This is a genomic window from Paenibacillus sp. alder61 (assembly GCF_020179875.1).
In the GTDB taxonomy this organism is placed as follows: domain Bacteria; phylum Bacillota; class Bacilli; order Paenibacillales; family Paenibacillaceae; genus Fontibacillus; species Fontibacillus faecis.
Genome location: NZ_JAIUDG010000001.1, coordinates 304157 through 316561 on the forward strand (window position 1 = coordinate 304157; position 12405 = coordinate 316561).

Annotated in this window: 17 protein-coding genes; 2 read left to right on the forward strand and 15 right to left on the reverse strand. The window is 51.5% G+C overall.

From position 1 onward, the window contains the following. Nucleotides 1-54: 54 nt before the first annotated feature. The 4 genes from LBW89_RS01325 to LBW89_RS01340 form a co-directional block, all read right to left on the reverse strand. Nucleotides 55-552: a DinB family protein gene (locus LBW89_RS01325; protein WP_148450481.1), complete on the reverse strand. Its 498-nt coding sequence runs from the start codon at nt 550-552 to the stop codon at nt 55-57. A 132-nt stretch (nt 553-684) separates the two neighbouring features. Beyond that, nucleotides 685-2034 carry a lytic polysaccharide monooxygenase gene (locus LBW89_RS01330; RefSeq protein ID WP_148450482.1) on the reverse strand — a complete coding sequence of 450 codons (1350 nt, stop codon included), beginning with the start codon at nt 2032-2034 and terminating at the stop codon, nt 685-687. 348 nt (nt 2035-2382) lie between these two features. Then, nucleotides 2383-3216: a patatin family protein gene (locus tag LBW89_RS01335; protein WP_148450483.1), complete on the reverse strand. Its 834-nt coding sequence runs from the start codon at nt 3214-3216 to the stop codon at nt 2383-2385. Nucleotides 3217-3350: 134 nt separating this feature from the next. Then, complete coding sequence (locus tag LBW89_RS01340) at nt 3351-3470, reverse strand: YjcZ family sporulation protein (protein WP_211373258.1); 120 nt, start codon at nt 3468-3470, stop codon at nt 3351-3353. 196 nt (nt 3471-3666) lie between these two features. Between LBW89_RS01340 and LBW89_RS01345 the strand changes: the two genes are divergently transcribed. After that, nucleotides 3667-3873 (forward strand): hypothetical protein, encoded by a 207-nt coding sequence (locus LBW89_RS01345; protein WP_148450484.1) that lies wholly within the window; start codon nt 3667-3669, stop codon nt 3871-3873. A gap of 59 nt (nt 3874-3932) precedes the next feature. On the opposite strand, the gene LBW89_RS01350 is transcribed toward LBW89_RS01345, so the two are convergent. From LBW89_RS01350 to nrdR, 8 genes are all read right to left on the reverse strand, one after another. Beyond that, nucleotides 3933-4562: a DedA family protein gene (locus LBW89_RS01350; RefSeq protein ID WP_148450485.1), complete on the reverse strand. Its 630-nt coding sequence runs from the start codon at nt 4560-4562 to the stop codon at nt 3933-3935. A gap of 140 nt (nt 4563-4702) precedes the next feature. Then, nucleotides 4703-5227, reverse strand: coding sequence for a PadR family transcriptional regulator (locus tag LBW89_RS01355; RefSeq protein WP_148450486.1), 525 nt, complete (start codon nt 5225-5227; stop codon nt 4703-4705). A 162-nt stretch (nt 5228-5389) separates the two neighbouring features. Beyond that, entirely contained in the window at nt 5390-6148 is a 759-nt protein-coding gene (gene pstB / locus LBW89_RS01360; RefSeq protein WP_148450487.1) for a phosphate ABC transporter ATP-binding protein PstB, read from the reverse strand. A gap of 10 nt (nt 6149-6158) precedes the next feature. Continuing rightward, nucleotides 6159-7046: a phosphate ABC transporter permease PstA gene (gene pstA / locus LBW89_RS01365; protein WP_148450488.1), complete on the reverse strand. Its 888-nt coding sequence runs from the start codon at nt 7044-7046 to the stop codon at nt 6159-6161. Beyond that, complete coding sequence (pstC, locus tag LBW89_RS01370; protein ID WP_148450489.1) at nt 7043-7945, reverse strand: phosphate ABC transporter permease subunit PstC; 903 nt, start codon at nt 7943-7945, stop codon at nt 7043-7045. Before pstC ends, pstA begins: the two co-directional genes overlap by 4 nt. A gap of 78 nt (nt 7946-8023) precedes the next feature. After that, nucleotides 8024-8983: a phosphate ABC transporter substrate-binding protein gene (locus tag LBW89_RS01375; protein ID WP_148450490.1), complete on the reverse strand. Its 960-nt coding sequence runs from the start codon at nt 8981-8983 to the stop codon at nt 8024-8026. A 170-nt stretch (nt 8984-9153) separates the two neighbouring features. Beyond that, nucleotides 9154-9339, reverse strand: coding sequence for a hypothetical protein (locus LBW89_RS01380; protein WP_148450491.1), 186 nt, complete (start codon nt 9337-9339; stop codon nt 9154-9156). Nucleotides 9340-9375: 36 nt separating this feature from the next. Then, nucleotides 9376-9846 carry a transcriptional regulator NrdR gene (gene nrdR / locus LBW89_RS01385; RefSeq protein ID WP_148450492.1) on the reverse strand — a complete coding sequence of 157 codons (471 nt, stop codon included), beginning with the start codon at nt 9844-9846 and terminating at the stop codon, nt 9376-9378. Nucleotides 9847-10007: 161 nt separating this feature from the next. Here nrdR and LBW89_RS01390 point away from each other — a divergent pair, with 161 nt between their 5' ends. Beyond that, nucleotides 10008-10229 carry an alpha/beta-type small acid-soluble spore protein gene (locus LBW89_RS01390; RefSeq protein WP_148450493.1) on the forward strand — a complete coding sequence of 74 codons (222 nt, stop codon included), beginning with the start codon at nt 10008-10010 and terminating at the stop codon, nt 10227-10229. A gap of 59 nt (nt 10230-10288) precedes the next feature. On the opposite strand, the gene LBW89_RS01395 is transcribed toward LBW89_RS01390, so the two are convergent. Genes LBW89_RS01395 through mutM form a run of 3 tightly spaced genes read right to left on the reverse strand, consistent with a single transcriptional unit; the run spans nt 10289 to nt 12395 of the window. Beyond that, nucleotides 10289-10852 carry a lytic transglycosylase domain-containing protein gene (locus LBW89_RS01395; protein WP_148450494.1) on the reverse strand — a complete coding sequence of 188 codons (564 nt, stop codon included), beginning with the start codon at nt 10850-10852 and terminating at the stop codon, nt 10289-10291. Continuing rightward, nucleotides 10849-11445 carry a dephospho-CoA kinase gene (coaE, locus tag LBW89_RS01400; protein WP_148450495.1) on the reverse strand — a complete coding sequence of 199 codons (597 nt, stop codon included), beginning with the start codon at nt 11443-11445 and terminating at the stop codon, nt 10849-10851. The genes LBW89_RS01395 and coaE overlap by 4 nt, the downstream gene beginning before the upstream one ends. Further along, the gene (mutM, locus tag LBW89_RS01405; RefSeq protein ID WP_148450496.1) at nt 11442-12395 is read right to left on the reverse strand and encodes a DNA-formamidopyrimidine glycosylase; all 954 of its coding nucleotides are present in this window, start codon (nt 12393-12395) and stop codon (nt 11442-11444) included. Before mutM ends, coaE begins: the two co-directional genes overlap by 4 nt. Nucleotides 12396-12405: the final 10 nt, after the last annotated feature.

Sequence of the window (12405 nt, forward strand, 5' to 3'; positions counted from 1 at the left end):
GGTACCTCAATTCCTTGAGGGAAGGTCCCCCGAATTTTCTCCATTGTACCTTTTTTATTTCAGCGGTTCCATCCCGGCTTCGATCCAGGATTCGTAGGTTTGCCCATAGACTTCAGGAACTCTCAATCCGGCCTGTCGCATCAGCACCGTCATCTGCCCTCTATGATGGGCTTGGTGCATGAGAGTAAACCGCAGCATTTCCCCGTTACGGTAAGGTTGTCCCATAATCTCCTGTACTTCTTGTAGCCGGTCGTCATCCCATTGGGTTTGAGCCGCGTTCTGCAGAGCTAAGCTTACTTTTCCGTATTGTTCCGCAATAAAATCCGCCGATTCGGGAACTTCCGCTCCTCCCTCCGGCCCGTCAAAGCTCAATCCGCAGCCGGTCATGTAATGCGGTGAAAGCGTGAGGTGCCAGGCGATATCCCCCAATGTCCTGCGGCCCGGAATCACCTGTTTGTGCAAAGAATCGTCCGTAAGAGCCGCCATTACTTTCTCCGTTATTTTCCTTTCTTCATCCCATTCTTGGATAAAAGCTTCTATTCTCCAGAACATTTGTATTCCTCCATCGCGTATTTATTTTCTTTACGGTACGAGTATACAAAAAAATCACTGACAGTTTCGGTCAGTGATTTTTTGATCCAACTTATGAAATTATTTCTCTTACCTCACATCATCGATGAGCTCTTACTGCACCCGCCACAGCGCCGGCGTTGCCGGTGGCTCCCAGCCTTGCAACGAGGTATGAGCCTGCCGGCATTCGTAAACGATACCGTTATAGGTTACCAACGTCCCGGCGGCATAGGCGACGTTCGGCGACCATTCCGGTACGGAAGGCGCTTCGGATGTTTTCGCGGTTACCGCGTTGCTCGCCGCCGATTCGTTCCCGGCCGCGTCCACCGCTTTAACCGTAAAACTGTAGCTCGTATTCGCGCTTAGTCCCGTAACGGTATACGAAGTGGTCGTGCCGCTTACGGTTTCGACCAGCGTGCCCCCCCGATAAATGCGGTAGCCGGTTACACCGACATTATCGGTGGAAGGATTCCACATCAGCGGGATGCTGGAAGAAGTCGGCGTTCCCATTACATGAAGATTCCCCGGGGCCGTGGGTGCTTGTGTATCGTTGACAACTTGACCCGTTCTCACGTTCACCGCGTTGCTCGCCGCCGATTCGTTCCCGGCCGCGTCCACCGCCTTCACAGTGAAGGTATAAGCCGTATCCGCCGACAAACCGGTGACGGTGTGGTTCAAAGTCGTGCCCGAGACCGACGCGACCAAATTTCCTCCCCGGTAAATCCGGTATCCCGTGACGCCCACGTTGTCCGTGGAGGCGTTCCAGGACAGGGTGACCGTGGTGGAAGTCACTCCACCGGCAGTCAAGGAGCCCGGGGCACTCGGGGCTTGGGTGTCTCCCGGGTTTGTCCCTCCGAAATTCACGTCGATGACGTTATAAAAAGCATTGGCTGTATCCGCGATCTCCCAAACCGCCAAAATCACATGATAGCCGGTTCTTTCCGGTACATTGCAAGTATCGGTATAGGTATAAGGCGGACGAGCGCCGCCGTAATCCACGGAACAAAACGGAGTCAGATCGAAAGAATTCCGCGACAACGGGGCATTCGGATTCCATCCGGGTTTCGTAATATAATATTTCCAACTGCTTGTCGCATGCGGAACTGTCAATTTCCAAGTGAACGTATTGGGACCGGAGGAAATATTGACTTTGCTCCACCGGGTGGCGGACTGTTCATCCAGCTTAGGAAATATGCCGCCGGCGCTGGCAATTTTCCCGTCCGCCGGCCCGGCCGCCGGAAATCCCTTCGGCGCTTCCAGACTTTGCGGTTCATAAATAATCGCGCCGCAGTCGGTATTCTGGCCATTCTTGCACAATATCGCCCGACTTCCGGGAGAATCAACGTAACCGTGGGCGGAAGCTTTTTCCGATAACAGGACTGTACAAAAAACAGCAAACAACATAACCCCCAAAGAAGTAACCGCTTTCATCGTAAAAAATCTCGATAGACGAATAGCTGCCATCACCTATGCCTCCTTTGATTTTGAAGTTGTCCGTTTCCATCCTGCCGTTCTTTCCTGTTACTCCAGTGTACGTAAGGCCGCCTCACTTCCTTCCCGAACCCGATTTATATACATCTCTTTCGAGATCTATATACGCAAAGACCGAAAACGATCTGAGAAGTGACTTGCCAGGTTTGTCTAACTTGCCCCATTATAACCTTAATTTTGAAATTTGTGTGAATAAAACCCAAGTTTCCGTGATTAATGACAGAAATTGTAGTTTTTTATAATCTCCGCCTATTCCGTGGTTTGATCCCGCAAAAAAACTCCGAATCGGATTCGGAGCTTTCATGTTCGGATCGCCTCATGCTAAAATAAACGCCGGATTTCATCCATTCGCTTCATCGCCAGCTCGTACCCTTGCCGGCAGGTTTCGCGCAGTTTGCCAATATCCTTCTCGAAGCTGTCGAGGGGAACCTCCGGCCGGAGAAGAATCGCCTGACCTTCCCGTTCCAGTTGCTCGCACAACGCGACGGTTTCATTATAATGCTTATGCCTGGTGAGCAGAACCTCCTCCAGTTTGGGAAATCTGCGGCGGAGCAGCCGAGCCGCCCGTACGGTACGCTTGCTCAGCTTTTTCTCATACCCCTTCGGCTGGGTCAGAACAATAAGATGCTTCTCATTCCCGTCGGCGATCGCTTTACGGACCGGGATAGGATCCGCAAGTCCTCCGTCATAATATTTCTGGCCATTTAACTCGATCGCCGGAAAAACAAAGGGAATGGCGCAGGTCGCGCGCAGCAGCGTCCACTGTTCATCGGCTTCAAGGCCGTCCATGTATTCGGGCAGCCCCGTATGCGCATTGGTCACGCCGACAAGCACCTTCCCCGTATAAGACCGGTAAGTTTCCGTATCGAAGGGAACCAGCCGGGAAGGAATCTCCTGAAAAATGAAATCCAAACCGAACAAACTACGGCTTTTGAAAAAATTCCGGTACCCTATGTATCGGGGGTCATTTCGGTAATTCTCCATAATCTCCAGGTTTCTCCGCTTTTGCTTGGAAATATAGGAAATTCCGTTGCTGATCCCCGCCGAAACGCCGATGCAATAAGGAAACATGATCCCCTCGTCCAGCAGTGCATCCATGATGCCGGAGCTAAAAATCGGACGAAGGGTCCCACCTTCCAACACTAAACTTGGCACGCAAATCCTCCTTACAATCCACATAATACCTGTAAAATTCTTCTTATTTTTATCATAGACCAGGACAGCGAAGAAGTAAAATCACGAGAAAGGACCTTGCGACAGCAAGGCCCTTTCTCGGCGTAAAGGGGGTCTTATACGAAAGCTTTGGATACGATAACCAGCAGGATGAACAGTACCAGAATAACACCTGTAGAAGTCCAAATTCCGCCGACGTATCCGCCGTTATTTCCGTTTTCGCAATATCCCGACATGACTTTCCCTCCCTTATCTCAGTATACGGTATCATATTAAGCTAAGCGCCCCAAAGCCACGGCATCCGCATAGAATCCAGCCCAAATTGCTCCTTACTGCCGGCAAGGGCGAAAGTCCAACCTTCGAGAGCGCCTACCCCCTTCACGACATCGCGGCATATGCTGAGGTAAAGACGATTTAAAGCAGGTGGTTCGTTTGCCCAACAGAGGAAAAATGGCGATCAGGAGCAAAAATAAAAAGAACTCGAGCGGCGGCAACAATACAATCACCAACACGGAGGTGACAGCGGACGATTTGGCCCTCATTGGCGCGGGCCTTACCGTGCTGGGAGATCTTTTCGCCTTTTTGTCACTGGTTAAAGTTCGTGAGGAAACCAAGGATGAAGGAAAAGAGAAAAGTTAAGCAAAAAACGCCGAATCTCGGCGTTTTTTATGTATCCTGCCGATGATCCGGCACTCGCGTTATGGAGTTTTGACCTGTTTGAGCTTCCATTTTCTCCACTTCCGCCATTTCATATATAAGATTCCCGCCAATAAAACGCCCAAGCCTCCGAAGAAATAAACGAGATATTTCTCCACCAGCACGATGACCTGCTGCCACTGCTCGCCGAATATATAACCGATCCCGACAAAAACGCACACCCACAGGAGCGCGCCTGGGTAAGCATATAGCGCAAAAGTTCGAAACGGCACCCGGATGATACCGACAAAGTAACCGAAAAATTGCCGGACGCCCGGAACAAAAAAGCTGATCAGCAACATTTTGTTGCCGTATTTATCATAAATTTTACGCGTTTTCTCCAAATAGGCCGGCTTCAGCATAATCCATTTGCCGTATCGCTCCACCAGCGGAGCACCCACATGATGCCCGATCAGGTAGGTAATCGTAATTCCTATCGCCGAACCCGCAAAACCTGAGAGAATCGACGGCAGAAAGCCAAGCACTCCTTTATACGACAAGTAGCCGGTGTAGGTTAATGTCGTTTGCCCCGGGGGCAGCGGCAGTGCGATGAAATCAACGGGAAGACCGAGCAAGAGCACAAAGTAGCCAAACTCCCGGAACATCCCCTCTATCCACTCGAGCAATTGCATATATATCTTGTCTCCTCTTTCCAGTTAACCGGTTCAGCCAGACTGCACTGCCCGAAAAAGTATATTATCAGTATGATCGTAAAAAGGCAAATCCAAAATAGCCTCCGGTCGCGTTGCTTCCCCGTCCCGGGTCCGGTATTTTACAGCGGGTCCAACTCGGTTTGCAGCCGAACGATGATCTCTTCTTCCTTCACCATCATTTCCTGGAGGTAACGCGACAATTCACGGGAGAACATGGGCTGATCCGCGTCGCGGTCCGCTCGCCCCAGCTTCTCCAGACGCAGCCGCTTTGCGGCCAACGCTTGTCGTCTGAAGACGAGAAGTCGCATACGCGTCGGCTTGTCCAAAAAATGATAATAGGCCAACCGAAGGTTCCACTCCTCATCCGCTTCGATCAAATCCGACGAAAAATGATGAATGGTTTCTAAAAAAAACCGACGTCCCGTCTCCGTGATGGCATAGACATGGCGATTCGGCCTCTTTTCCTGTTCCTCCATCGTTTTACTCACCATTTCCCGTTCCTCAAACCGCTTTAGCTTCGGATACAGCGAGTTGTTGTTGATCATTCTCTGGCTGTTCAGTACAGCCAGGATATTTTTTTTGATTTCATAACCATGCTTCGGCCCTTGCATCAGCTGAGCCAAAATCAGTATGTCGATATCCATTCCCGATCCTCCGAACCGTGATAACCCGTAAAGGCGCCATATCCTCTTATTTTACTCGATCCTCCAGATCGTGCCAATCACTTGTTTAAATGACAAGAAAAAGGAAAATCCGACCGGCCCCTTGGGCCAGCCGGATTCTTCGGTTCGGTATTCGGAATGATTTTATCCAAATCTGCCGGATATATAGTCATCGGTCCGTTTATCCGACGGATTGGTGAAAATTTTGCTCGTATCATCGAATTCGACCAGTTCGCCCATGAGGAAAAAGGCCGTTTTTTCCGATACGCGCGCGGCTTGATGCATGTTGTGCGTGACGATGATAATGCAATATTCACGCTTTAGCTCGGCGATCAGTTCCTCGATTTTTGCACTGGACACCGGATCGAGTGCCGAAGCCGGCTCATCCATCAATATGATGCTTGGATTTACCGCGATCGACCGGGCGATGCACAGCCGTTGCTGCTGTCCCCCCGATAGCGAGAGGGCTGAACGGTGCAGCCGGTCTTTCGTCTCATTCCAAAGGGCCGCCTTGGTCAACGCCTCTTCCACAATTTCATCCAGCTTCTTTTTATCCCGGATGCCATGATACCTTGGCCCGAAGGCAATATTTTCGTATATGGACTTATGGAACGGATTCGGTCTTTGCCAGACCATGCCGATTTTCTGGCGCAGCAATACCACATCGGTCTTCGGATCATTGATGTTCTCATTCCCGATCCAGATCTCCCCGGTAATCTGAGCCCCGTCGATTAAATCGTTCATCCGGTTCAGACTGCGCAAAAAAGTGGACTTCCCGCAGCCGGACGGACCGATCAGCGCCGTAACTTGACGGGAAGCGAAATCGAGGGAAATTTCCTTAACCGCCTGCTTTTCCCCATAGAATACGCTCAAATCTTTGGTGGACAGTTCTATATTTTGCATGGGAGTCCTCCTATTTCGTTGCCGTAAATTTCTTGTGCAGCATGCGTCCGATCCACCGGGCCAGCAGGTTGAACAGCAAAACCGTAATAATCAGGACGGCCGAAGCGCCTGCGGCGATTTCCGGCGCATCCGGCGCAAGTCCCTCGGAATTGATCTTCCAGATGTGGACGGCCAGCGTTTCGGCCGGACGGAACGGATTAAGCGGCGACATCGGACTCAGCGGATTCCAATCGCTAAAATCGAGTCTCGGGCTGCTCATCCCCGCGGTGAACAGCAGGGCGGCGGCTTCACCGAAAACGCGGCCCGCGGCAAGGATCGTACCGGTCAGAATGATCGGCATAGCGATGGGAAGCATAATCGATTTGATCGTTTTCCATTTGGATAAGCCTAAAGCCAGGCTGGCTTCCTTTTGGGCCTGCGGAACGCTGGCCATCCCCTGTTCCGTAATCCGGACCATCAGAGGCAGGTTAAATACGGTTAAAGCCAGGGCACCCGAAAACAAGGAAAAGCCGAAGCCGAACACGTTAACGAACACAAGCAGGCCGAACAAGCCCACTACGATAGACGGGAATGAAGACAGCACTTCCACGATAAGACGGATAAAATCGGTAATCTTACCGGGCTTCGCATACTCGCTCATATAGATTCCCGCTCCGAGTCCGAGCGGAATCGTAATGATCATCGTGAGAACGAGCAGGAAGAGCGAGTTAAACAGCTGAGGTCCGATCCCTCCGCCTTCCTTGATCGTTTCCGGTGGAGACGTCAGGAAGTCGAAGCTGATATGTCCGATTCCCCGGACCAGAATAAAACCGAGCAAACCGGCCATAATCAGCAAAATGACGCCGGCGAAAAATATAATGACGGCTGTTGCGACTTTATCTGCGGTTTTTGCGTTCATCGGTTTGCTCTCCTTTCAAGACAGCGAACAATAAAGACGAAAACGAAGGTCATCAACATCAGGATAAGCGCTAGCGTCCACAATACGTTGTTTTGCGGCGAACCCATGACGGTATTCCCCATGCTCAGCGTAATGGCGCTGGTCAGCGTGGAAGCGGACTCGAACAAGGACCGCGGAATATGCGGCGCATTCCCGATGACCATCTGAACGGCGAGCGCTTCGCCGAAGGCGCGGGCCATACCCAGCACGACCCCGGTCATCAAGGACGGGAGGGTCGTCGGGATGACGATCCGCGCCAGCGTCTGCCAACGGGTCGCTCCAAGCGCATAAGAGCCTTCCTTCAGGCCCGGAGGCAGAGCCGCGAGCGCGTCGGTTGCGATCGATGTCATCGTAGGCAGAATCATGATGGATAACACGGTCGCCCCCGCGGCGATCCCCAAACCTTGCCCCGGGAAAATATCCCGGTAAAACGGAACGATGACGCTAAGACCCACAAACCCGTAAACTACGGAAGGAATCCCCGCCAGCAGCTCGATGGCCGGCTGCAAATATTTCCGCCCGATCTTCGGCATGATCTCCACCATGAACAAGGCCGCGCATATACTAAGCGGGGCGGCGATAATCGCGGCCATAATCGACGTACTGAAGGAACCTATGATAAACGGAAGCGCCCCGTAAAAAGGCGGTTCTCCCTCCGGCTTCCATTGGGTCCCTCCAAAGATTTCTCCAATGGAGATGCCATCCTTGATGAAGGAGCTAAAGCCTTTGGTGGCGACAAAATAGACTAGCGAAAAAATAGTCACAACGAGAAGCACAATACACAAGGAGGTAAAAACTTTACCAGTCCACTCTTCCATAATGTGCTGTTTTATTTTGCGATTTTCTCTGGACCGAGCCATGAGACCTCTCCTTTTTGAAAGCACAGAAAGAGGCAGAATACTCCGCCTCTTGTCTTGCCGTATGATGATGTCGATCTATTATTTCGTGATGTTACCATCCAGATCGCGCTTCACCTGCATTTTGCTGGCCGGAATGTAACCAAGCTCTACGACATCCGCGTTTTGCACTTCATCGGATACCATGTAGTCAAGGAACGCCTTTGCCACTTCATTCGGCTCGCCTTTCGTGTACATGTGCTCGTATGCCCATACCGGATAAGTGCCGTTGGCTACATTTTCTTCCGTTGCTTCTACGCCGTCATATTTCAAAGTTTTCACTTTATCGTCCAGGTAAGAAAGAGCCAGGTAACCGATCGCGCCAGGCGTTTCGCTTACAAGCTTATGAACCGTACCCGAGGAATCCTCTTGAATGGCGCCTGGAAGGTCTTCGGTTTTCGTGCCGAGCGCATATTTTTCAAACGTAGCGCGCGTACCGGAGCTGGACGGTCTGTTGACGATTTGGATCTTTTGATCCGGACCGCCTACGTCTTTCCAGTTGGTGACTTTACCGGTAAAGATTTGGACCAATTGATCTTTCGTCAGACTATCGACAGTCACTTCCGGATTTACCACAGCCGCCATACCCACGACAGCTACTTGATGGTCAACCAGTTCTTTTGCAGCCGCTGCGTCCAGTTTCTCTTCAGCGAATACATCGGAGTTGCCGATGTCCGCTTGACCGCCGGATACTTGGGTCAAACCGGTTCCGCTGCCACCGCCTTGAACTTGAATCGAAACTTTCGGATTTTTCTCCATGAATTTCTTGGAGGCTTGGTCCACCAACGGTTGAAGCGCCGAGGAGCCAACAGCCAGAATCGAACCGGAAAGCTCGGAAGTACTCGTTTCGCCGCCGCCAGCAGCGCCTGTATCTCCGGTTGCGGAATTCGTTGTTCCTGCGTTAGTTCCGCCGCCTGCATTATTCGTCTTGTTCCCTTGACCGCAAGCAGCCAAGGCGAAACTTAAAACCAAAGTCATTACCAAGATCAAGCTCTTTTTCATTGTTCAAGTTTCCCCCTCATTTGTTTGTACAACTTGATTATAAGTAGCAAACATCAAAGCCATGTATTCGTTTTGTTAACGCAGTGTAAAAAATAAACAATAAAAAAAACGCCTGCCCAGAAAAATCTCCGGACAAACGTTTATCCATGTTATATGCGCGAACTGAAGTTTTAGTCCGCCTGTTTTCGTACAATCTTTACAGCTAGGGCTCCCAGAACCGCTCCGGACAAACCGAAAAAGGAAACGGAGGCGATGACGGGATAAGACATCCATCCCAGCAAAAAAGCGAGGCCGCTGCCGAAAGTCGTGCCTCCCAGAAAGCCGCAAGCCGGTCCGATAAGCCGATTCGCCTTCATCCATTCCTCACTCCTTGTAAAGAATATACCCGATAGTCATTGGTCTTCTCCGGTCGTTTTCGATAAAAGACCCTTAAGTTCTTTCATAAACATATTGATATCCTTGAATTGTCGATAAACCGACGCGAACCGAACGTAAGCGACCTCATCGACCGGATACAGTTGTTCCATAACCAGTTCGCCGATCTGGCGACTTTCCACTTCCGCATTTGCCGATTGCCGAAGAGACCGCTCCGCTTCGGATACAATGGACTCCAATTGCTCCACGGAAACCGGTCTTTTCTCACAAGCGCGAATCAAACCGCGCAGCAGCTTCTCCCTGCTGAATTCTTCCCGACTGCCGTCCTTCTTAATCACGATCAGCGGCATTTCTTCAACCATTTCGAAGGTCGTGAAACGGCGGCTGCACTTTTCGCATTCACGTCTGCGGCGAATGGAACGGTTCTCGTTCGCCGGTCTGGAATCCAGCACTTTCGTGCCTAAATAATCACAATAGGGACACTTCAAAGAATCTCCCTCCTTTCCTACCCGACCTAACTCTATATCCGTCTAAATTGAACTATGAATCGGCTTTTTTTCTTAATTCCAATAAATAACTTTAAAAATAGGTAATGAAGCGGCCGACTCCCGAGCATAATACTGTTACCAACCACAAGGAGGTGAACATCATGGCCCAAAACAACAATTCTTCGAATGACCTGGTGGTTAGACAAGCTTCCGGAGCGCTGGAACAAATGAAATATGAAGTCGCTCAAGAGCTTGGCATCTCTTTCCCACAAGACGGATATGCTGGTAACCTGACTTCTTATGAGAACGGTTCGATCGGTGGTTTCATCACTAAACGTTTGGTGACCCTGGCCGAGCAAACGCTGGCAGGTCAATTCAGATAATAGTAACCGATCGACAGGAAGGGTGGGCAGCCTGTTAGCTGCCCATGCTTCTTTTTGCATCAGAAATTCTCATATATACTTGAATACTGTTTATAGTAATGGGAAACCCGCTGTACATAATGCCGCGTTTCGCCGAAAGGAATATCCTTCGCGCTCTCCAGCCGCCCGTCCCACCGTCCGCTGCGAAGCCAGTTCTTCACGTTGGTGGGCCCCGCATTGTATGCCGCGATAACCGCAATCATATTTCCGTCAAACTGGTCGGAGAGCGATTTCAGATACCAGGTTCCGATACGGATATTGGTCTCCGTTTCCTCTTTTACCCGATCCAGCGGGACATCCTCCAGCTTGGCCTTCTGGATGACCCATTTCGCCGTATCCGGCATGATTTGCATGATGCCGAGCGCCCCTTTTTTGGATTCCGAGCCCGGCTTATAATTCGTTTCCACTTTGATGATCGCGGCCACCATCAGCGGGTCCAGACCGTTGCTGCGAGCATGATGGCGAATTTCCTCTTTATAAGGGATAGGATAAAAAAACGACAGCCATGCCGAGTTGAAGAATAAGATCAGGATAAAGCCCAAAAGCAACAAAAGCAGCACTCTTTTTTTACGAAGCCAACTCATGCCAGTCCCTTATTCCGCCAAAAGGCGTCAACTTGACGTTTCGTCTCTTCCATGCCACGACTGTTATCGATCAACACATCCGCCCTCTCCCTTTTTACCTCGATATCCATCTGGGCTTGAAGCCTGGCCTCCGCTTGCTCCAAAGTCAGCCGATCCCGGAGCACCAAACGCTCCAATTGAATCGGCCGCGGCACGTAGACGACCATGATCTCTTCATACAACCCTTCCAGACCCGACTCAAAAAGAAGCGGAATATCCGCCACAACCAGCCTTCGCGGCTCCGCCGCTTCGATTGCCGCCATCCGTTCCTTCATCTCGGCGCGAATAGCCGGGTGCGTGATCGCTTCCAGCGTCTTGCGCTTCCTGGAATCGGAAAAAACGATCGCACCGAGCTTCTTGCGGTCAAGGCGCCCGTCCGGAAGCAGAATCTCTCTTCCGAATCTCTTCACCACCTCAGCCAACACGGGATGGCCGGGTTCCATGATCTCTCTGGCGATGACATCGGCATCAATCAATGCCGCACCGCGCCCAACCAACATTTGCGATACGGTGCTTTTTCCGGTTGCGATGCCTCCGGTTAATCCGATATTCATCCTCTCACTCCATTTCCGGTATGAGCCCGAGCCGAAGCGGAACCTTTCGCTTGCGCTGCCGCTTTAGTTCTCCCCTTCGGCTTTGCTTGAACGCTTCCCTTTCCGACGACCGATTCTTCCGTGTACGGCGGCTGGCAGTGCGGGCAAAAGTGGGTGCCGCGCCCTCCGACAACCGTCTTCTCCACGGCTTGTCCGCAGTTTACGCAAGGCTCTCCCTGCCGGCCGTAGATCCGCAGCGAATGCTGGAACATGCCCATTTCGCCCTGCCCGTTCACATAAGATTTGATCGATGAACCGCCGGCCTCTACCGCTTCCGTTAGCGTGTCCAATATCGCCTCGTACAAACGGGTCAGTTCGGCGTCGCCGAGCCGGTTGGCCGGGCGCTCCGGGTGAATGCCCGCGCGAAATAGGGCTTCATCCACATAAATATTCCCCAGCCCGACCACGTATTCCTGGTTCAGCAGAGCCGGCTTAATCTTCGTAGTCCGTCTCGAAATCGCCTTCCGGAACGCCTCTTCGGTAAAAGCTTCGTCCAACGGTTCCAAACCCAGTTTGGCCAACGGCTTGTGGCTAAATTCCTCGCCCGGCAAAAAAAGATGCATCGTCCCAAATTGGCGTACATCTTTATAACGCAATTCCGTGCCGTCCGTAAAATGAAATATGACGTGCGTATGCTTTTCCAGCGGATCGCCGCCGTCATAAAGGCCGTACCGGCCTTCCATCCTCAGATGGGAGACCAGCACCAGCCCGTCCATAATGATCCGTAAAAATTTCCCCCGGCGGCCCACATCCAGGATGCGGTGCCCCGCCAGCTCCAGCTCAAAGCGCCGGATATCGTCCGGGCGCTGGATAATCCGCGGCAGCAGCACACGGACGGATTGGATGGTTTTGCCGACAATGAGTCCGGTCAGCGTTCTTCGGACCGTCTCCACTTCCGGTAATTCCGGCATTGTCATTTCA